The sequence below is a fragment of the Prevotella sp. 885 genome (genome assembly GCF_002265625.1).
Classification (GTDB): Bacteria; Bacteroidota; Bacteroidia; order Bacteroidales; family Bacteroidaceae; genus Prevotella.
This window is the reverse complement of record NZ_NOVE01000005.1, coordinates 12,046-33,370: the sequence shown is the minus strand read 5'-3', so window position 1 is coordinate 33,370 and position 21,325 is coordinate 12,046. Positions and strand designations below refer to the sequence as shown.

General features: G+C 47.8%; 15 protein-coding genes and 1 tRNA gene. 13 read left to right on the top strand and 3 right to left on the bottom strand.

Annotated features, from left to right (window positions below):
- Positions 1-408: 408 nt before the first annotated feature.
- Both CHL74_RS03215 and rsmI read right to left on the bottom strand, forming a co-directional pair.
- Positions 409-1,263 (bottom strand): hypothetical protein, encoded by an 855-nt coding sequence (locus tag CHL74_RS03215; RefSeq protein WP_094879690.1) that lies wholly within the window; start codon positions 1,261-1,263, stop codon positions 409-411.
- 19 nt (positions 1,264-1,282) lie between these two features.
- Positions 1,283-2,095 carry a 16S rRNA (cytidine(1402)-2'-O)-methyltransferase gene (gene rsmI, locus CHL74_RS03210; RefSeq protein ID WP_094879688.1) on the bottom strand — a complete coding sequence of 271 codons (813 nt, stop codon included), beginning with the start codon at positions 2,093-2,095 and terminating at the stop codon, positions 1,283-1,285.
- Positions 2,096-2,191: 96 nt separating this feature from the next.
- On the opposite strand from rsmI, the gene CHL74_RS03205 reads away from it, so the two are divergent.
- The 12 genes from CHL74_RS03205 (at position 2,192) to CHL74_RS03150 (ending at position 18,246) form a co-directional block, all read left to right on the top strand.
- Positions 2,192-2,800: a thymidine kinase gene (locus CHL74_RS03205; RefSeq protein WP_094879687.1), complete on the top strand. Its 609-nt coding sequence runs from the start codon at positions 2,192-2,194 to the stop codon at positions 2,798-2,800.
- Positions 2,801-2,835: 35 nt separating this feature from the next.
- Positions 2,836-3,939 (top strand): AI-2E family transporter, encoded by a 1,104-nt coding sequence (locus CHL74_RS03200; protein ID WP_094879686.1) that lies wholly within the window; start codon positions 2,836-2,838, stop codon positions 3,937-3,939.
- Positions 3,940-4,001: 62 nt separating this feature from the next.
- Positions 4,002-4,074 (top strand) — tRNA-Lys (locus CHL74_RS03195).
- A gap of 429 nt (positions 4,075-4,503) precedes the next feature.
- Positions 4,504-9,066 carry a glutamate synthase large subunit gene (gene gltB, locus CHL74_RS03190; protein ID WP_094879685.1) on the top strand — a complete coding sequence of 1,521 codons (4,563 nt, stop codon included), beginning with the start codon at positions 4,504-4,506 and terminating at the stop codon, positions 9,064-9,066.
- Positions 9,067-9,073: 7 nt separating this feature from the next.
- Complete coding sequence (locus CHL74_RS03185; RefSeq protein WP_094879684.1) at positions 9,074-10,423, top strand: glutamate synthase subunit beta; 1,350 nt, start codon at positions 9,074-9,076, stop codon at positions 10,421-10,423.
- Between the two features lie 40 nt (positions 10,424-10,463).
- The gene (gene asnB, locus CHL74_RS03180; protein WP_094879682.1) at positions 10,464-12,149 is read left to right on the top strand and encodes an asparagine synthase B; all 1,686 of its coding nucleotides are present in this window, start codon (positions 10,464-10,466) and stop codon (positions 12,147-12,149) included.
- Positions 12,150-13,800: 1,651 nt separating this feature from the next.
- Entirely contained in the window at positions 13,801-15,294 is a 1,494-nt protein-coding gene (locus CHL74_RS03175) for an RHS repeat domain-containing protein (RefSeq protein WP_094879681.1), read from the top strand.
- Positions 15,291-15,842, top strand: a complete 552-nt coding sequence (locus tag CHL74_RS03170; RefSeq protein ID WP_094879679.1) for a hypothetical protein — start codon at positions 15,291-15,293, stop codon at positions 15,840-15,842. Before CHL74_RS03175 ends, CHL74_RS03170 begins: the two co-directional genes overlap by 4 nt.
- Before the next feature lie 3 nt (positions 15,843-15,845).
- A complete protein-coding gene (locus CHL74_RS03165) occupies positions 15,846-16,322 on the top strand; it encodes a hypothetical protein (RefSeq protein ID WP_141241226.1) in 477 nt (158 codons plus the stop codon).
- Positions 16,323-16,352: 30 nt separating this feature from the next.
- On the top strand, positions 16,353-17,102 hold the full coding sequence (locus tag CHL74_RS03160; RefSeq protein ID WP_141241225.1) for a hypothetical protein: 750 nt from the start codon (positions 16,353-16,355) through the stop codon (positions 17,100-17,102).
- Positions 17,103-17,224: 122 nt separating this feature from the next.
- The gene (locus tag CHL74_RS03155) at positions 17,225-17,926 is read left to right on the top strand and encodes a hypothetical protein (RefSeq protein WP_094879676.1); all 702 of its coding nucleotides are present in this window, start codon (positions 17,225-17,227) and stop codon (positions 17,924-17,926) included.
- Positions 17,927-17,991: 65 nt separating this feature from the next.
- Positions 17,992-18,246 carry a hypothetical protein gene (locus CHL74_RS03150; protein WP_094879674.1) on the top strand — a complete coding sequence of 85 codons (255 nt, stop codon included), beginning with the start codon at positions 17,992-17,994 and terminating at the stop codon, positions 18,244-18,246.
- Positions 18,247-18,297: 51 nt separating this feature from the next.
- Here the strand turns inward: CHL74_RS03150 and CHL74_RS03145 are convergent, their stop codons facing one another.
- Positions 18,298-19,308, bottom strand: a complete 1,011-nt coding sequence (locus tag CHL74_RS03145; RefSeq protein ID WP_094879673.1) for an aspartate-semialdehyde dehydrogenase — start codon at positions 19,306-19,308, stop codon at positions 18,298-18,300.
- A gap of 378 nt (positions 19,309-19,686) precedes the next feature.
- Between CHL74_RS03145 and gdhA the strand changes: the two genes are divergently transcribed.
- Positions 19,687-21,024 carry an NADP-specific glutamate dehydrogenase gene (gdhA, locus tag CHL74_RS03140; protein WP_094879672.1) on the top strand — a complete coding sequence of 446 codons (1,338 nt, stop codon included), beginning with the start codon at positions 19,687-19,689 and terminating at the stop codon, positions 21,022-21,024.
- Positions 21,025-21,325 lie beyond the last annotated feature (301 nt).

Sequence of the window (21,325 nt, the reverse complement as noted above, 5' to 3'; positions counted from 1 at the left end):
AGGTATGGCTTTGACAAAAACAAGAAAAACACAAGGTTACACAGTAGCGGAGGTCTCCCCTCAATTTATTTAGTTATTACATCCTCATGTAACCTTGTGCTTTTCTTTGTTTTTTCCGCTTGTGCTTTTCGAGAGAGGCGAAAGCCTCTCATTCATTTATGGCATATATGGGCGTGAGAACTTGTTCTCATAAGACCATATATACCATAAAGGAATTGCCGAAGGCTTGAAAAGCATAAGCGGATTGTGGATAAAGGTTTTTGTCAAAGCCCTGCCTACCGCAGCAAACACACCGATAAACTGCAATTGATATACATTCTATTGCAATGTCGGATAATAAAAAATGAGAGCCTTATAAAGTATTCCACTTTTATAAGGCTCTCAACTATATTATAAAACTATGTTTTTTTATTTCACTAATATTACGAGATACTTGCTTGTTGACCAGAATATCTGCGGGTTGTTGATTCGGAGCACGTACTGCTTGTTGGCGTCCTGCTGGAGTGTGTACGAGCTTGACGGGTGCATGGTCAGGATTCTTGCTGACTTTGAGTAGAGCTTGATTTCCTTCTGCACGCGGATGTCAATCTTCGTGAAGTAGTTCTTGTTGAAGTTAGCCTCGAGCACCCTTCTGCCGTCGATAATGCGCTGTTCCTTCAGCTCACGCTTCGTACCGAAGACAAACCATGCTGTGTTGAGCTGCTTGTCCTGGGCGTTGATGGTCTCCGTCTTCTTTGACGACTCTGTGGTCAGTGACGATACGTTGTCGTTAAGGTCGGTGATGGTCTTGTCCAGTTCGGCAATATGAATGTCCTTTGCCTCAAGCTCTGAGCGGAGCTTCTTCAGTTCGTCGTCCTTCTCGTTGAGCTGCTTCACGAGGTCGTCCAGAGTCTTGTGGAGCTGGTCGCCCTTAACGCTCGACTCGCGCATCTGCTGGCGCAGCTTCTCGATGAGAGCGCGGTTCTGCTTCATGGTGTTGGCGATGAACTGGATGTTCTCGATGATCTGGCGGCGCTTGTTGCTGCCCTCGCCGTCCTTGACAAGGTTGACGCGTTTCTCCGCCTCATTGATTTCCTGGAGACCTTGCTGGATTTGGTTGAAAGTCTCCATCATGTCGTTAATCTCGCTGTCCTTTTGGCTGATGATTCTCTGTAGAGAATCGTTCTGCTCTACATTATCAACAGGAGCCTTCTTCTCGTTGTTGCCGCATGATGCGAACATGAAGAGTGCAAGTCCTAACAGTAAAAACGAAAGATGCTTCATATTAGTCGTGTTTTGGTTATTATTCTTCTTGATTTCTGAATTTCTTTTTCTTGAATTCTTCGGGAGCGGCTTCGCGCAGGGCGTAGCGTTCCTTGTTGCTGAGTTTGGGTTTGCGTTCCTTGGCTTGCGCCTTGAGAGCCTTGAACGACGACATCTCACCTTCGCCGATACCAGCCACGCATACCACAATTTCGCCTCGCGGTTCAGTCTCGCGGAAGTGGGCGAGCACTTCTGCCAATGTGCCGCGTACGCTCTCTTCGTGCACCTTCGATATCTCGCGGCACACCGAACATTGGCGTGTCTCGCCGAAGACGGAAGCGAACTGTTCCAATGTCTTCACCAGACGGTACGGCGACTCATAGAATATCATGGTGCGCGTCTCTGTGCTCAGCGCTTCAAGCAGCGTCTGACGACCTTTCTTCTGCGGAAGGAAGCCCTCGAAGCAGAAACGGTCGCAGGGCAGACCTGAACTTACTATCGCCGGGACGAATGCCGTGGCGCCTGGCAGACACTGTACGGTGATGCCGGCGCGGGCAGCCTCCCTCGCAAGGAAAAAGCCCGGGTCGCTGATGCCGGGTGTGCCCGCATCGCTGATGAGCGCTATAGTCTCTCCTGCCTTCAGACGCTCTACGATGGAAGCGCTTGTCCCGTGTTCGTTAAACTTGTGGTGGGACATCAGGCGGTTCTTAATGTCGAAGTGCTGAAGCAGGATTCCAGACGTTCGCGTGTCCTCGGCAAGCACAAGGTCGGCCTCGCGCAGGACGCGTATGGCACGCATCGTCATATCCTCCATATTGCCCACCGGAGTAGGCACAATATATAATATACCCATATCAGGCGACAAATATAGTTGAAATAATCAAGAACGGCAAAAAAAACATACCTTTCTTTGCAATTTTTAAATCCTATTCGTAATTTTGTACCCACGATGACAACAAATTCAGCAGGCGAGCTCCATCGCCAAGGAAGAATAGAAGTGGTGTGCGGCTCCATGTTCTCTGGAAAGACAGAGGAACTTATACGCCGCATCAAGCGGGCAACTTTCGCCCGCCAAAGGGTTATTATATTCAAGCCTCAGATAGACAACCGCTATTCTGAGGAGAACGTCGTGTCGCACGACAGCAACGCCGTTACGTCTACGCCGGTATCGTGTGCTACTGACATCCTGCGCATACTGCCCTCTACGGGAGAGGCAGACCAGCGCCGTTACGACATTGACGTCGTTGGCATAGACGAAGCGCAGTTCTTCGGTGACGACCTTGTGGATGTCTGCAACGAACTTGCCGACAACAATGTGCGCGTCATTATTGCCGGACTGGACATGGACTTCAAGGGCAAGCCCTTCGGACCGATGCCTGGACTCTGCGCCATTGCCGACGACGTGATGAAGGTGCACGCCATCTGCGTAAGGTGCGGTGCGCTGGCTTACGTCAGCCACAGACTGGTGCATGACGAGCAACAGGTGCTCATCGGAGAGAAGGCGGAATATGAGCCGCTCTGCCGTGAATGCTATAAGAAATCAAAAACACAAGATTGACAAACGCGTCAATCCCCAAAACACAAGAATGATAAATGCGTCAAGAAATCACATTCGATAAGTTTATACGCTGGTCGGGCACGACACTACTCGTGTTTGCTGTGCTTTACATTGTCAATTTTCTTAGCAGCGTGCTTCTGCCATTCTTCATAGCATGGCTGTTCGCTTACCTGCTTTACCCGATGGTGAAGTTCATACAGTATCGTATGCACGTGAAGGTGCGTGCCCTTGCCATTCTCTTGGCAATGGGATTCGTGCTTTGTATTATCGGACTGATGATTTACTTCATCATTCCGCCCATGATTGGGCAGTTCCAGAAGCTCTATGAAGTGCTGATGCACTGGCTGCATCAGACCACACACACCAACGACCTCACCTCCCTCGTCAAGCGATGGATTGAGAACAACCAGACTGACATCGAGCGCTTCTTCAAGAGCAACGACTTCAAGGAGACTCTTAAGACCACGATGCCCAAGGTGTTTGCCGTGATAGGCCAGACCGCCACCATTGTGATGAGCATTGTGGCGTCATGTATTACGCTGCTCTACATGTTCTTCATACTCCTCGATTACGAGTTCCTCACCACCAACTGGATAAGGATCTTCCCAAAGAAGCTGCGCCCGTTCTGGCGCGTCCTTGCCGTGGACGTGGAGCGTGAGCTAAACAACTATATCCGCGGTCAGAGCCTTGTGGCGCTCTGCATGGGCATCATGTTCTGCATCGGATTCAGTATTATGGACTTCCCGATGGCCATTGGTCTGGGCATTCTCATCGGTGTGATGGACCTCGTGCCTTACCTCCATACCTTTGCCCTCATCCCTACGGCGTTCCTCGCCATGCTCAAGGCGGCTGATACGGGACAGAACTTCTGGATGGTCTTCGGACTGGCTGTGGGTCTGTTCATTGTGGTGCAGATAATAACGGACATGATTGTGACTCCGAAAATCATGGGAAAGGCGATGGGACTCAATCCTGCCATTCTCCTTCTCTCGCTCTCTGTATGGGGTGCATTGCTCGGTTTCATCGGTCTGATCATAGCCCTTCCGCTCACTACACTCATCATTGCTTACTGGCAGCGATATGTCACGAAAGAGCATCTTGATGATGTACAAGCGATTGAAGACGGTCCGAAAGAGTAAAAAAATGACGAATAATTTGCAAGGTAAAGAAAAAATGCTTACCTTTGCACTCGCTTTACGGAGATCCGCTAGCTCAGCTGGTAGAGCACAACACTTTTAATGTTGGGGTCATGGGTTCGAGCCCCATGCGGATCACATAGCACAAGAGAGGATATTGCTGATGCGATATCCTCTCTTTTTGTATATATACGTGCCTATGCGTACATAGCCAGTATACGTTCCAAGCTTAAATTCAGCTTTTTTTTCAGAACACTTGTCTTGCTTATATATTATTCGGTTTTTGTTTACGTATCTTACATATTAATATAAAAACGTCATTCATTTAGTTGTTTTCGTAACAAAATATCAGCTATTGAAGCAAAAAACTGTCGTAATATTTGCGTATTTTAATACATTATCTTACTTTTGTAACTGAAAACACAAATAAGCTTGTATATTGCTGTTGATTGTTGCAATATACGAACAAAGTGTAAGCAAGGACTGGGAAAACCGTTGTTGGATTGTAAATAAGAAAAAATCCTTCGGGTAAGAAGTTGTTTTAAGGTATCAACCAAACATTATATTATGGACGCAAAACAAGGATTGTATACCTCAGCCTACGAGCACGATGCGTGTGGCGTGGGAATGGTGGTGAACATACATGGAGGCAAGAGTCATGAGTTGGTGGATAACGCCCTGCGTGTGTTGGAGAACATGCAGCACCGTGGTGCCGAAACTCGTGACAAGACAGGTGACGGTGCTGGCATAATGGTGCAGATTCCGCACGAGTTTATTCTGCTGCAAGGCATTCCCGTGCCCGAAAAGGGACGTTACGGAACCGGCTTGGTGTTTCTTCCGCGAGAAGAGAAGTTGCAGAATCAGATTCTGAACATCATGATAGAGGAAATCGAACGTGAAGGTCTGGAACTGATGCATCTGCGTAACGTGCCCGTCAACGAGGACGTACCGGGTGTGGCAGCACGCGAGGTGATGCCCGACATACGCCAGATGTTCGTGGCACCGATGCCCTCTCTCTCCACATCCTCTGAAGGAAAAGACACCGTTTCGCTTGAGACCAAGCTTTATAAGGTGAGAAAGCGCATCGAACGCAGAATCCTGCCGCTTGGCATCGATTCGTTCTATATCTGCTCATTATCTTCCAAGAACATTGTTTATAAAGGTATGCTTACGAGCGGACAGCTGCGCCGCTTCTATCAGGACCTTACCAATCCTTACTTCACTTCGGGACTGGCGCTGGTGCATAGTCGATTCTCCACCAATACTTTCCCTAAATGGAAACTCGCCCAACCTTTCCGCTTGCTCTGTCATAACGGCGAAATAAACACCGTGCGAGGCAACCGTGCGTGGATGAAGGCACGAGAGAGCGTGCTCAGTTCGGGCGCTTTAGGCGACATCAAGGACATCCTGCCCATCGTGGAGGACGACATGAGCGACTCGGCTTCGCTGGACAACGTGTTCGAGTTTCTGATAATGAGCGGCATGAGTCTGCCTCAAGCCATGGCCATTCTTGTGCCCGAATCGTTCAACGACAAGAATCCTATATCCGAAGACCTCAAAGCTTTTTACGAGTATTACTCCATCTTGATGGAGCCGTGGGACGGTCCTGCTGCGCTTATGTTCTCGGACGGACGTTATGCTGGCGGCATGCTCGACCGCAACGGTCTTCGTCCGTCACGCTATACGATAACAAAGAGCGGCATGATGGTGGTGGCAAGCGAGGTCGGCGTCATGGACTTCGAGCCGTCTGACGTCGTCAGCAAGGGACGTCTTGAGCCGGGAAAGATTCTGCTTATCGACACCGAAGAAGGCAAGATATATTATGACGGCGAAATAAAGGACTGTTTGGCTCATGAGCATCCTTATCGCCAGTGGCTCTCCACAGGACGCATTCAGCTTGAGAACCTCAGAAGTGGTCGTAAGGTAGCCAACTCCGTTACTGACTACGACACGAAGCTGCGTGCCTTCGGCTTCGGCGAAGAAGACATTGACCGCACCATCATACCTATGTGTACAAAGGGACAGGAGCCGGTGGCTGCTATGGGTAACGACACGCCACTCGCCGTACTGAGCGAGCGTCCGCAGCTGTTGTTCAATTATTTCCGTCAGCAGTTTGCGCAGGTCACCAACCCTGCCATCGACCCTATTCGTGAGGAACTGGTTATGTCACTTACAGAATACATCGGACGTGTGGGTAGCGGCATTCTTACTCCCGACGAAAGCAACTGCAAGATGGTGCGTCTGCCGCAGCCCGTGCTCACCAATACCGAGTTAGACCTGCTTTGCAATATCCGCTATAAGGGATTCAACACCGTGAAGCTGCCTATGCTCTTCGATGTGGAGAAAGGCGAAAGCAGTCTGCGCAGCGCCTTGGACAATCTGTGCAAGAAGGCGGAGGAGAGCGTTGACGAGGGCGTCAACTATATCATTCTTACCGATCGCGATATCGACGGCAAGCATGCTGCCATACCGTCGCTTCTCGCCGTAAGCGCCGTCCACCATTATCTTATCTCCGTGGGCAAGCGTGTTCAGACAGCCATCATCGTGGAGAGCGGCGAGATAAGGGAGGTGATGCACGCCGCCTTGCTGCTCGGCTACGGAGCCAGCGCCATCTGCCCGTACATGACCTTCGCCATCATAGACCACCTTGTCTCTACACATAAGATTCAGGAAGAATATCATACAGCCGAACAGAATTACATCAAGGCTGTGGACAAGGGTCTGAAGAAGATAATGTCGAAGATGGGCATATCCACCATCCGTTCTTATCGTGGAGCCAAGATATTCGAGAGTATCGGTATATCAGAGGCATTGCTCAGAAAGCATTTCGGCACGGAGATAAGCACCATCGGCGGTATCGGTCTGAAGGATATCGCGAGAGAATACACCGAACTCAATCAGTCTGCTTTCTTCCCGTCTCCGGTGGAGAAAGCGGAGGAGAAGTATTTCCTTCCTAACAACGGTCTTTTCAGTTACAGGAAGGACGGCATCGAGCACGCATGGAACCCCGAAACCATAACGAAACTGCAGCTTGCCACACGCTTGGGCAGCTATAAGCAGTTTAAGGAGTGGGCAGCAATCGTTGACACTCACTCCGCTACGGGAGACACCGAGAAGGGTCAGCGCCCCATCTTCCTTCGCAATCTGCTTACCTTCAAGAAGGCTGCCACGCCTACACCGCTTGACGAGGTTGAGCCGGTGGAGAGCATCGTACGCCACTTCGTCACAGGAGCCATGTCGTTCGGTGCACTCAGCATCGAGGCGCATGAGGCTCTTGCCTTGGCAATGAACCGTCTTGGAGCACGAAGCAATACGGGTGAGGGCGGCGAGGACAATGTCCGTTACCACACGGAGGTGGACGGCGTGTCGCTCAGCAGCAAGACCAAGCAGATTGCTTCTGGACGTTTCGGCGTTACGGCTGAATATCTGGTCAATGCAGAGGAGCTGCAAATCAAGGTGGCGCAGGGTGCAAAACCTGGTGAAGGCGGACAGTTGCCCGGCTTCAAGGTGAACAAGATCATTGCCAAGACGCGTAATGCCATCCCCGGAATCACTCTTATTTCGCCACCGCCACATCACGACATCTATTCCATCGAGGACCTTGCCCAGCTGATTTTCGACCTCAAGAACATCAATCCTACCGCCGCTGTCAGCGTCAAGCTTGTGGCAGAGAGCGGTGTGGGCCCCATTGCTGCCGGCGTGGCAAAGGCAAAGGCTGACCTCATCGTCATTTCCGGTGCCGAGGGCGGAACTGGAGCAAGCCCCGTATCGTCAATGCGATTTGCCGGTATATCGCCCGAGATAGGTCTGGCTGAGGCTCAGCAGACGCTAGTGCTCAACGGTCTGCGCGATCAGGTCCGCCTTCAGACTGACGGACAGCTCAAGACGGCACGCGATGTCATCATCATGGCAATGCTCGGTGCAGACGAGTTCTCTTTCGGCACGCTGCCTCTCATCGTGCTCGGCTGTCTGATGATGCGCAAGTGCAACACCAATACGTGTCCCGTAGGTGTGGCAACGCAGGACGAAACCCTTCGTGCCAAGTTCCGCGGACGTGCCGAATACGTGGTCAACTTCTTCACGTTCCTTGCCCAGCAGACGCGCGAATATCTGTCTGAGCTTGGCGTAAGACATCTTAAGGACATCATCGGTCGCACGGACATGATAGAGGTAATCCCGCAGGACAAGGCTTCCAAGTTGGGAACCATCGACTTCAGTCGACTGCTTCATCGTCCTGACACGGAGAAGGCTCTCTATTGGGACCGTAGCGAATTTACGAAGGTGAGCGGCGTGAAGGACGAAGACATCATCTCTGCCTGTGCTAAAGCCATCGAGAACAAGGAGGAGGTGAATCTGGACTACGCCATCAAGAATACGGACCGCGCCGTTACCACCATGCTCTCTGGCGTCATTGCCAAGCGTTATGGCGAGGAGGGACTGCCCGATTCCACCATTAACATAAAGTTCAAGGGTTCGGCAGGTCAGAGCTTCGGAGCCTTCGCTGTCCGTGGCGTCAACGTCAGGCTGGAAGGCGAGGCTAACGACTACTTCGCCAAGGGACTCTCCGGCGGACGTATCAGCATTCTTCCTCCGTCACGTACGAGTGCAGACTTCGTGGCTGAGGACAATATCATTGCCGGCAACACAGGACTGTACGGCGCCACCGGTGGCGAACTGTATGTCAACGGTCGTGTGGGCGAGCGCTTCGGCGTCCGCAACTCAGGAGCTACAGCAGTAGTGGAAGGCGCCGGCGACCATTGCTGCGAGTATATGACCGGCGGTCGCGTAGTGGTACTTGGACAGATAGGTCGCAATTTTGCCGCCGGTATGAGTGGAGGTCTGGCTTACGTCTGGGACCGTGAACACACATTCGATTATTTCTGCAATATGGATCAGGTGGAGATTTCGCTCGTCGAGGAAAGCTCGGCACGCAAGGAGCTTCACGAACTCATCCGCCAGCACTACCTATATACGGGTTCTGCCTTGGCACGCCGCATGCTTGACGACTGGAACCGCTATGTGGAGGACTTCATCCTTGTCACTCCTATCGAATACAAGCGTGTGCTCCAGGAGGAGAAGATGCGTCAGCTGGAAGAGAAGATCGCCAATATGCAACTAATAAATAACTAAGGAAGAGATGGGAAAACTAAAAGCTTTCATGGAAGTGCCCAGGCTGGAAGCTGGGTATCGTCCTTTACACGAAAGAATACATGACTTTGGCGAGGTGGAGCAGACTCTCAACTCGCGTGACCGTATGGCTCAGGCAAGCCGCTGCATGGACTGCGGCGTGCCCTTCTGCCATTGGGCTTGCCCGCTGGGCAATAAGGATTCGGAATGGAACGACGCTCTCTGCAAGGGCGACTGGGAACTGGCTTATCGTCTGCTCAATGCCACGAACGACTTTCCGGAATTCACCGGTCGCATCTGTCCTGCGCTCTGCGAAAAGGCTTGCGTCCTGAATCTTACTGACCATGCCCCGGTCACCAACCGTGAGAACGAGGCTGCCATCACAGAGACAGCATGGCATGAGGACTATATCAAGCCCATGATATTCCCGCGCAACGGCAAGAGTGTTGCGGTCATAGGTGCCGGTCCTTCCGGACTTGTGGCAGTCAACCGTCTTAACCGTATGGGTTATGCCGTCACCGTCTTTGACAAAAACGAGGCTGCCGGCGGCTTGTTGCGTTACGGCATCCCCAACTTCAAGCTCTCAAAGAACATCATCGATCGTAGGCTTGACATCCTCATTCAGGAAGGCATACGGTTCGTATACAATACAGTCATCGAACCCGCTTCATTACCCGAAGGATTTGATGCCTACGTCCTTGCGACAGGAACGCCCGAGGCTCGTGACCTGAAGAACGTCCCCGGTCGTGAACTTAAAGGTGTGCACCTCGCCTTGGAATTGCTCTCGCAACAGAACCGCGTCCTCTCTGGTGTGGAGTATTCCAAGGACGAGCGTGTCACCTGCAAGGGCAAGGACGTTCTGGTCATCGGCGGTGGCGACACAGGTTCGGACTGCATCGGAACGGCGCATCGTCAGGGATGTAAGAGTGTCACGCAGATTGAGATTATGCCGCGCCCCGTGGAGGGTCCGGACGATCCGAAGAATCCGTGGCCTAACTATCCGCGCGTGCTCAAGACCACGTCCAGCCATGAAGAGGGATGTACGCGCCGCTGGAACATCAATACGCTGGAGTTTATAGGCAAGAACGGTCAGCTGCGTGGCGTTCGCGTGCAGCCCATCGATTGGCAGCCGAATCCCGAGGGAGGCCGTCCCGTCATGGTTGAGGCTGGCGACCCGGAGGTGATAAAGTGCGAGGCATGTTTCCTTGCAATGGGATTCCTCAAACCTCAGCATCCTGACTATCCCGAGAATGTCTTCGTCTGCGGCGATGCCAAGAACGGAGCCTCTCTCGTGGTAAGGGCAATGGCAAGCGGACGCGATGCGGCGCATAAGGTGGACGCTTACCTCAAGTCGCATTGAATGAATAAAATATTATAATTAGCAAGAGAGAGAGAGAGTTATGTGCGGAATTGTAGCAATTTTCAACGTTAAGGAGCAGACGCCGGAGCTGCGTACCAAGGCGCTGGGCATGAGTAAGAAGATACGTCACCGTGGTCCTGACTGGAGCGGCATACACTGTTCGGGCAGCGCCATACTGGCGCATGAGCGACTGAGCATCGTCGATCCTGAGAGCGGAGGTCAGCCTCTGTTCTCGCCCGATGGCAAGCAGGTGCTGGCTGTGAACGGCGAGATTTATAATCATCAGGAGATAAGGGAAAGATATAAGGGACGTTATGATTTTCAGACGGGCAGCGACTGCGAGGTTATTCTGGCGCTTTACCGCGACAAGGGCATTGACTTTCTGGAAGACCTTAACGGCATTTTCGCATTTGCTCTTTATGACGAGGAGCAGGACGCTTTCCTCATCGCCCGCGACCATATCGGCGTCATACCTCTTTATATAGGATATAACGCCGACGGAAAGGTGTTTGTGGCAAGCGAGCTTAAGGCTCTGGAAGGCGAGTGCGAGCGTTATGAGCCGTTCCTTCCGGGCCACTATTACTGGAGCAAGGCCCCCGGAATTAAGCCTTGGTATAAGCGTGACTGGATGGAGTATGACAATGTGAAGGACAATCCTGCGAGCAGCGATGCCATACGCAAGAGTCTTTGTGCTGCCGTGAAGCGTCAGATGATGAGCGACGTGCCTTACGGAGTGTTGCTCTCGGGCGGCCTTGACAGTAGCGTCATCAGCGCCATTACCGAGAGTTACGCCGAACGTCGCATTGAGACTGACAGCCAGAGCCGTGCATGGTGGCCTCGCCTCCATTCGTTTGCCGTAGGACTCAAGGGAGCGCCCGACTTGGCGAAGGCGCGTCTGGTGGCTGACTATATCGGCACGGTGCATCACGAAATCAATTACACCATTCAGGAAGGATTGGATGCGCTTCGTGACGTAATCTACTTCATCGAGACGTACGACATCACCACCGTGCGTGCCTCCGTGCCAATGTATCTGCTGGCTCGTGTGATAAAGTCGATGGGCATCAAGATGGTGCTCTCGGGTGAGGGAGCTGACGAGATATTCGGTGGCTACCTCTACTTCCACAAGGCTCCTTCGGCAGAGGAATTTCATAAGGAGACCGTCCGCAAACTCTCCAAGCTACATCAGTATGACTGTCTGCGTGCCAACAAGAGTCTCTCGGCGTGGGGCGTGGAAGGACGTGTGCCGTTCCTCGACAAGGAATTCCTTGACGTGGCTATGCGCACCAATCCCAAGGCTAAGATGTGCAGCCTCAATGGTTCTGACCCCAAGGCGTCCATGGAGAAGCGCATCGTGCGTGAGGCGTTTGAGGACATGCTGCCTGAAGAGGTGGCGTGGCGACAGAAGGAGCAGTTCAGCGACGGCGTGGGCTATTCGTGGATTGACACCCTGAAGAAGATCACGTCCGAGGCTGTAACTGACGAGCAGATGGCACATGCCGCCGAGCGTTTCCCCATAAACACGCCGCTCTGTAAGGAGGAATATTATTATCGCTCCATCTTCGAAGAGCATTTCCCCAGCGAGAGCGCTGCCCGCAGCGTGCCTCACGAAGCAAGTGTGGCTTGCTCCACAGCCGTGGCTCTGGAATGGGACGAAGCATGGAAGAACATGAACGACCCAAGCGGTCGCGCCGTAGGCGTACATGAAAACGCTCTGCAGGCGTGATTTATTTATCGGCGAGGTTAGGTTAGGCAGGGCTTTAACAAAAACCTTTATCCACATGCCTTTTGTTGGCACACCCTACGGGTTCATGATATCGTTTGGCGAATGGGATTTACGAGAGCGTTGCTCTCGACACCCATCCTCCAAACGATATCATGAGTGATGCCAAAGCATCACTGTGCAACAAAAGAAAAACATAAAAAACACAAGGTTGCGGACGGCGGGAGCCACCCGTTTGTGTTTTTCTTTGTTTTTTCCGCTTATGGGCGCGTGCTGTGCACAAATAAAAGGCTTTGCATTAGGTTGTCGAGAAATGGTTCTCGTAAGACCTAATGTAAAGCCTTTTATTTAAATCCGATAGGATTTGCGCCCATAAGCGGATTGTGGATAAAGGTTTTTGTTAAAGCCCTGCCTAACACAGCAATCTGCCGTCCGACACAATATTTGCATTTCTAACGCTCAATACTCCTCGTTCAGCGCACAACAAAATCTTTGGTGCGAAATTCTTGAGTTTTGAGCGTGCAGCGATAGTGTGCTGACATACAGCTGATTATGCTGCTGAGAAGAGAAGTGTGCAATGAATGACGGAGCCAAAAAGCATCATTGGGTTGCAATAGCGCCACTTTTACACTACAATAGTGCCACTTTTATCATGCAATAGCGCCACTTTTACACTCTAATAGTGGCACTATTGCATGATAAAAGTGGCGCCATTGTTAAGCTCGGGTGCTGTTTGCACAGCAAAACACCGTAAAAACAGCAAACCGGAACTCTAAAATCAATTTTTATTTTGTAACAGCTTTTTACTCTTTGTACGATATTTGCATGGCGGACAGCGGACGCCGTCCGAATTAGGAATTTTGAGTTCTTGCTTAGGCAAGCGGCAAAGCCGAGCGGTGATTTTTGAATTGTGCGCCAAGGCGCATTGTGAATTGCTCATTTTGAATTGATAGGATGAAACCTGTGTTCATGTCTTCTTGTCAAAAAAATATGTATTCCTGTCAAAACTGCCAATTCTAAATTGAATAATTCAAAAACGCAGGCGAAGCCGAGAATAAATAAAAACTCAAAATTCCTAATTCCTAATTCTGGTGCACCCCGTTCGTATAATCTTCTCATAAACTTAGGAGGCTATGGCGTCTCGCCGTAGCCCGCACCCACGAACGCAAGCAGATTGAGTATGAGCTGCGGGTTCCGCGGAGCGGGACCTTTATAATGAAACCCACTGCAAGCTGCGAAGCAGCGCAGCTGTGGGTACATATGCCCCAAAAATGAGTTCCCTGAAAGGGGACTTATGCTTCCCGTATATTGTTGAGGATGATAGTCGGTCCCGCTTTGCGGAACCAAGAGATGGTGAGGTGATGCTTATCCCACAGCTGCGCTCCTTCGGAGCTTGCAGTGGGTTTCTGATAGATACGTGTCCCTTCTGGACACGGCGCTGATTGATGATCTGCTATTGGAGGCTGCGTGGCTACGGCGAGACGCCATAGCCTCCTATGTTAGCCTTGTAAGATTGCAAATTGCAGTTTGTCGGTGAGATGAATTAACAAGCTTTTCCTTTTTTGTATAATCTTTGTTAATAGAACTGCTTCCCGCATACACCATATACATAATTTTTCTACATTTGTGATATGTAAAACCTAAACCATACATTATGGGAAAGTCTGTTTTCATCTTATTGTGTATGCTGTACCGCTCATTTGTTTTTTGTACTGCACAACAGGTGGACATGCTGCATAACATGTTCCGTAGCAGCTATGAAGGCAACCAGGTGGTGAAGATAGACGATGCAGCAGACGAAAGCCCTAACTACAGCGGAGCCATGCATTTCCGTGATGCCGCCAATGAAGAGACGGAGTATACATACGACGCCAACGGCAATATGCTGACGGACAGCAATAAGGGAATAACAAGCATTGACTACAATGTGCTGGACCTGCCACAATGCATAAATGTCAAGCCGAATGTGTTGGGCAACTCAGACAACAAGGTATGCTACACGTATTCGGCAGATGGAACAAAATTAAGTTCTACATACAAAAACGGCGATTCACAGGTATTGCCCTATAGACCAAAACCCTCTTCAAGTATCAAGACAAACGGTATGGTGACTCCCATGGTCAAATCTCTTGAGAGCAATTACCATTACTGTTCCAATCTCGTCTACAACAACGACAGGCTTTCCACTATCCTCTTCGACGGCGGCTACGCAAGTGTGGATGAAGGTGGCGGCATAGCCATGCATTTCTATGTGAAGGACCATCTTGGCAGCAACCGTCTCGTGGTGGACGGCAACGGCAACATCGAGGAGGTGAACCATTATTATCCCTTCGGCGCACTGATGGGCGACCGCTGTGGCGTGAGCCGAAACAAATACAAGTACATAGGCAAGGAACTTGACACTATGTACGGATGGAATATGCAGGATCATGAAGCAAGATGGTATGATCCGGTATTGGGAATATGGCATTCTATAGATATGTTAGCTGAAAAAGCTTATAATATAAGTCCATATGTAAGTTGTGATGATAATCCTGTCAGATATATAGATTTAGATGGTAAGAAAAAGCATAATTGGATAGAAAATGACAAAAATAATTCAAGATACAATAATGCAAGTTACCAAAAGCGTTTTATTAATAATGGTATTATTCAAATCTGGGCACATGGTTTAAAGACTCAAAATATAGAGGGTCCTGCTTTTGCTATTGGTGTATCCGTTGACCGTTATACTCATAAGCGTTTTGGAGAAGGGTATTACCACAATCTTAGTCATGATAAGAACCAAATAAAAAATGCTGAGCAACTGGCATCCTATTTGTATAAATATGATAAAGAATGGCGAGAAAGAGGTAGTTCTATTGTTATTATATTACATTCTTGTGCTACTTCAGAATTGGCAAAGAAATTCTCAGAATCTCCAAAATTTAGAGATGTTATTTTTATCGCTCCTAACAATAATTTAGAGACGAGTAGAACAGGTGATGAATTTGTGAAAGACAGAAGACTAAATTCCAAGACCGTTTTACAAGGAAAATGGTGTGTATACAGGAATGGAGTTGCAGTCCGTGATTCTAACGGCAAACCTGTTACTTATAGTAATACAGCACAACCAGGCACAATAAACTTTAAATACAAATTCAAATGAAACCAATTTACATATTGTTAATTCTTGCTATCACAATCTTTACAGGCTGTAATAAAAATAAAACCGATGCCGATCTGCTTTATACAGATACTGTATGGGCGTATGTATCAGACAATCCTTTTTATGTCATGGAGGATACAACAGTATGGGAAAATGGTGAACCTTTTTTACAGAACGGAATGGAATACAGTAATGTATCAGAAACAGAATTATGTAATGTAGAAAAACTAATCTCCTCTTTTTTAAAGAAGGAAAAATGTAAAGTTGTGACAAAGCGAGATAGAATCTTGGATAACTATTTCAAACAATGCATTGGTTTTAAGTGTAAGCAGACGAGATATGTCTTTGTGAATTTGTATGCATTCGAAGTTAGGCAGAGATTTAAGCCAACAGATGATGGGTATTATATACTTGCCGTTCTTGCACAAAACCCTTATAACACAATAATAAATAGATTTCCGCCCAAAACACATAATATTTATAATCTTGTGTTAATGGTGAATCTTACAGCCCAAACCGTTGAATGGTATAACCCTCAAAAAAAATAGATTATGAAGACATTGTTTTTAATAATTATCATTAGCTTGAAATCTATGATGATATCTGCTCAAAACATTTCTTCTGCCACAATTATATATTCAGGGGATCTCACTACTTGCAGAATGTATGACATAGTTCCTGAAATGTTTGATAAAGGCAATTATGGAGAATGTGTGATTACGACAAAAGATACAACAGAAATAAATGAATTGATAAGATGTGCAGAGACTTTAAAGTTATCCAAACACAAGACTTTGGATACCCGAGGAAAAATATTGATTGATTACGACTACAAAATTCCGATAAAGCAATTATGGATTTATTGGGGACAATTTGATGTATGCATTGGCCTTAATGGACTTATGTATGAAATCTCGGAACAGTTTGCTAGAAAGCTGAACCAAATTATGCAGAAAGAAGCCAATATAGTCATATTCGACAGTCGTTGGTTTGAATTTCTTCATAAAAGAGAAGTTGAAGGAACTTGATTGTAAAATTAATTTTAAACAGTTACTTAAATGAGATTCATATTATTTATATTTTTGTCAGTTATAGGAATGGTTAGTTATGGTAAAACATCTAAAAAACTTGAAAATGGAGTCTATCATAATGAATATGGTACAAGATTGATAGAAATTAAAAATGACACACTAAAGTGCTTTACCCTTGACCCTGGTACTTCTGGAGAGGCTGGAATGACTGGCGGGCTGAGCTACTATCCTACGGCTATTTGTCAAATAACTGAAGTTAGCAATACTTTTTTTGAGATAAATTCTATAGAAGGACTGATAAAAAGAGGTGTTTTTAAAGACATTTCAATCACAGAAGAAGCTTCAGGTAATAACGCTCCTTATGAAATTTCTTTCGAAGTTCCTAATGCATATAGGCCTATAAAGTTTGAAGTTCGGGTTGGAACTAACTTGTATTCAGGGGTAACTGAAAAAGGAAAATGTACTATAGTGTTGGATAGGAATGGAGTTAACCCTCCAGAAAGTTTTAGTTTTTCATTTCAACCAAAGTATTATGTCGAGAGTAGTCCCGCAGGTCAATACTTTGGTGTTTTATGCCACAGGTATCCGTATGAAGTGAATCTGGATTCAGAGAAAAATATTGTTATAAAGCTACCTAATATAACAGACATACTTTTCTACCAATATTATATCTTTGGAGAATATATACAAGTTTTACATCATGGCATAAAATGGAGAGGTGACTATTATAAAAAGTTCCGGACATCATCACTCAAGAAAATACGTATTTATAACTGAAATGAGTTCCCCGAAGGTGGACTGACACATCCCTGTATGATATTGAGGATGATAGCCTTTCAGCATACAGCCTATACATTGTTTCGTTATATTTGCAATATGTTAAACCTAATTTAAAATAAATGAGATTTTTATATATTTTATTTTTGTCAGTTATAGGAATGGTTTGTTATGGTAAAACATCGAACAAACTTGAAAATGGAGTCTATCATAATGAATCCGGTTCAAGAATGATAGAAATTATAAATGACACACTAAAGTTATTTTCCTGTTCCTCTTCTTCATTAGAGGAGGGAGAAAGGAGCTATCATCCTTTGGCTATTTGTCAAATAACTGAAGTCAATAATACTTTTTTTGAGATAAATTCTATAGACTGGCCGATGCAAGGTGATGCTTTTAAGGACATTTCAATCACAGAAGAAGTTTCAGGTAATAACGCTCCTTATGAAATTTCTTTCGAAGTTCCTAATGCATCTAAGCCTATAAAGTTTGAAGTTTCGGTTAGAACAAACAGGTATTCAGGGGTAACTGAAAATGGAGAATGTACTATAGTGTTGAATCGGAATAGATTTTACCCTCCAGAAAGTTTTCGTTTTTCATTTCAACCAATGTCTTATGTCGAGAGTAATCCCGCAGGTCAATACTTTGGTGTTTTATACTACATGTATCCGTATGAAGTGAAACTGGATTCAGAGAAGAGTTTTGTTATAAAGCTACCTAATATAACAGACACAATTTTCAGCCATTATTATTTCTTTGGAGATTATATACAAGTTGTACATCATGGCATAAAATGGAGAGGTGAATATTATAAAAAGTTTTAGCGGACAGCAATATTACATAATTGTTTTTCTTACCTTTGCCCTCGGCTAAATAAAAAAATGAAAGTATGCCAACACGCATCAGCTATGACGGAATGTCGCGTCTGACGGCTGCCGGTTATCTTGAAAACGGCAAGCTTAACAATCATTTCTCCACCTCCTATAAGTATGACATTATGGGAAACATCCTTACGCTCCGTCGTGAAGGATTGCTCGACAGTGGCGACTACGGAACCATTGACGACCTTACCTACAGCTATGAAGGCAAGCAGACGAGGCTAACTGTTCAAAAAAACGCCACTACTCCACAACGATATTATTGATGTTCGTTGTGGGGTAGTGGCGTTGTTGTATATATAATAAGGTATGGTCTTTTACTTCAAGTTGCCTACGCTGTGGAGATACTCCGCAATCTGTACTGCGTTGAGGGCGGCACCCTTGCGGATCTGGTCGCCTGAGAGCCAGAATGTCAGACCGCAGTCGTCTGCGAGATCCTTGCGTACGCGTCCTACGAAGACGTCGTCCTTGCCGGCTGTCTCGAGAGGCATCGGATAGACGAGGTTGGCGGGATCGTCCTTGAGAGTGCAACCGGGAGCGGCGGCGATGGCCTTCTGAGCCTCCTCTACGGAGATGGGACGCTCTGTCTCAATCCATACCGACTCAGAGTGAGAGCGCAGCGAGCTTACGCGTACGCACATAGCCGAGCAGCGAACGTCGCTGTGCATGATCTTGCGGGTCTCGTTGAACATCTTCATCTCCTCCTTTGTGTAGCCGTTGTCCGTGAAGACGTCAATCTGGGGAATGACGTTATAGGCGAGCTGATGAGGGAACTTGCTGACCGTTACAGGCTCGTTGTTTACAAGCTCCTTATACTCCTGCTTAAGCTCCTCCATTGCAGCGGCTCCTGCGCCAGACGCACTCTGGTAGCTGGCGATGTGGATGCGCTTGATGTGGCTGAGCTGCTCGAGCGGCTTCAATACCACTACCATCATGATGGTGGTGCAGTTGGGGTTGGCGATGATGTTGCGCGGACGGTTGAGAGCGTCCTCGGCGTTGCACTCGGGCACCACCAAAGGCACATCGTCACACATGCGGAACGCGCTGGAATTGTCAATCATCACGGCGCCGTACTTTGTGATGGTCTCGGCGAACTCCTTTGATGTGCCGCCACCTGCAGATGTGAACGCCACGTCGATGTCCTTGAAATCGTCATTGTGCTGAAGGAGCTTCACTTCATACTCCTTGCCTTTAAACGTGTATTTAGTTCCAGCCGAACGGGTAGAACCGAACAGTACGAGGTTGTCGATGGGGAAATCTCTCTCGGCGAGGATGCGCAGGAATTCCTGTCCTACGGCTCCACTTGCGCCAACAATTGCTACATTCATCTTGTTCTTGTATTTTTTATATTAATTTTTTACTTTCCTTAAATAATATGTGCAAAGTTACAACTTTTTCTATCAACTTGTTAAGTTTCATGCTTGTTTTTATGTATTATTGTATAATCTGCGTGTATATGTGCGCAGAGTGAGCGGAAGGTGGACGGGACGAAAGCCTAAACAGACGTAAAGAAGGCTTATGTGGAGAGTGGAGGTCAGGCGGTGTTTTGTTGTTTACGCACACATGTAAAATCATATCTAAAAGTAAGCTAAAAAACGAAATCCGCCTCGTTTTTTTTTGGTGGATAAACTGAAATGAGCTATATTTGCGGTGTCAAAGTGACAAAACGACAAAAAATCTATAACATCAACTAAAAACCTTTTACTATGGAAGTCGAAAAGATTATGCAAGCCCTTGAGGCTAAACACCCGGGCGAAGCCGAGTACCTGCAGGCAGTCCGCGAAGTGCTCATTTCTATTAAGGACGTTTACAACCAGCATCCTGAGTTTGAGAAAGCAAAGCTCATTGAGCGCCTCGTAGAACCCGAGCGTATCATCACTTTCCGTGTACCTTGGACAGACGACAACGGCGAAGTACATGTAAACATTGGCTATCGCGTTCAGTTCAACGGTGCTATTGGTCCGTACAAGGGAGGTCTTCGCTTCCATCCGTCGGTAAATCTCTCTATTCTTAAGTTCCTCGGTTTCGAGCAGACATTCAAGAACGCGCTTACCACACTCCCGATGGGCGGTGGCAAGGGTGGTTCAGACTTCTCTATCCGCGGACGTTCCGACGCAGAGGTTATGCGTTTCTGCCAGTCATTCATGACTGAGCTTTATCGTCATATCGGTCCTGATGAGGACGTTCCCGCTGGTGATATCGGCGTAGGCGGCCGCGAGATTGGCTACCTCTTCGGTATGTACAAGAAGCTCACACACCAGTATCAGGGTGTGCTCACAGGCAAGGGTCTCGAGTTCGGTGGCTCACGCATCCGTCCTGAGGCTACAGGCTACGGCGCTCTCTACTTCGTTCATCAGATGATGGCTACACGCGGTCTCGATCTGAAGGACAAGACTGTTGCTATCTCTGGCTTCGGTAACGTGGCTTGGGGTGCTGCCAAGAAGGCTACAGAGCTTGGCGCTAAGGTTATCACAATTTCTGGTCCTGACGGCTACATCTATGATCCGAACGGCGTTTCTGGTGATAAGATTGACTATATGCTCGAGCTTCGCTCAAGCGGTAACGACGTTTGCCAGCCGTACGAGGACGAGTTCCCCGGCTCTAAGTTCATTGCAGGCAAGAAGCCTTGGGAAGTTAAGGCTGACATCTACCTTACATGTGCTACACAGAACGAGCTCAACGGCAATGACGCCGACATGATTCTCGCTCAGAAGCCTCTCTGCGTTGCTGAGGTTTCTAACATGGGCTGCACAGCTGAGGCTGTTGAGAAGTTCGTAGCTGCTGAGCAGCTCTTCGCTCCTGGCAAGGCTGTCAACGCAGGTGGTGTTGCTACTTCTGGTCTTGAGATGACTCAGAACTCAATACGCTTGACATGGAGCGAGGCTGAGGTGGACGAGAAGCTCCACTACATCATGCACTCTATCCACGAGCAGTGTGTTAAGTACGGTACACAGCCTAACGGCTATATCGACTACGTGAAGGGCGCTAATATCGCCGGCTTCATGAAGGTTGCCAACGCGATGATGGCACAGGGCATCGTTTAAGAGCCCGCAACAAATATTTCGCAAGAAATCAGTCACTTGCGAATTTGTTCCAGCGAATTAAAGAAAAAAAAGTAAGAGTTAGTTCCTTTAGAGAAAGGAATTCTATAATACATATAGGCAAATAGAAATCTACAAGGATACGGACTCTGCCTCACGTGATGTGGTCGCAGAGTAACGGTCCTTGTTTTTTTTCGTTTTATTCTGTTTGCTGCCTTTTTTAACCGACAGTTTAAGCCAAGTAAAGACAAACGTGAATTTGAAAAACATCCTCTTGGGCTTCTGAATATCGTATCAGCCTTGA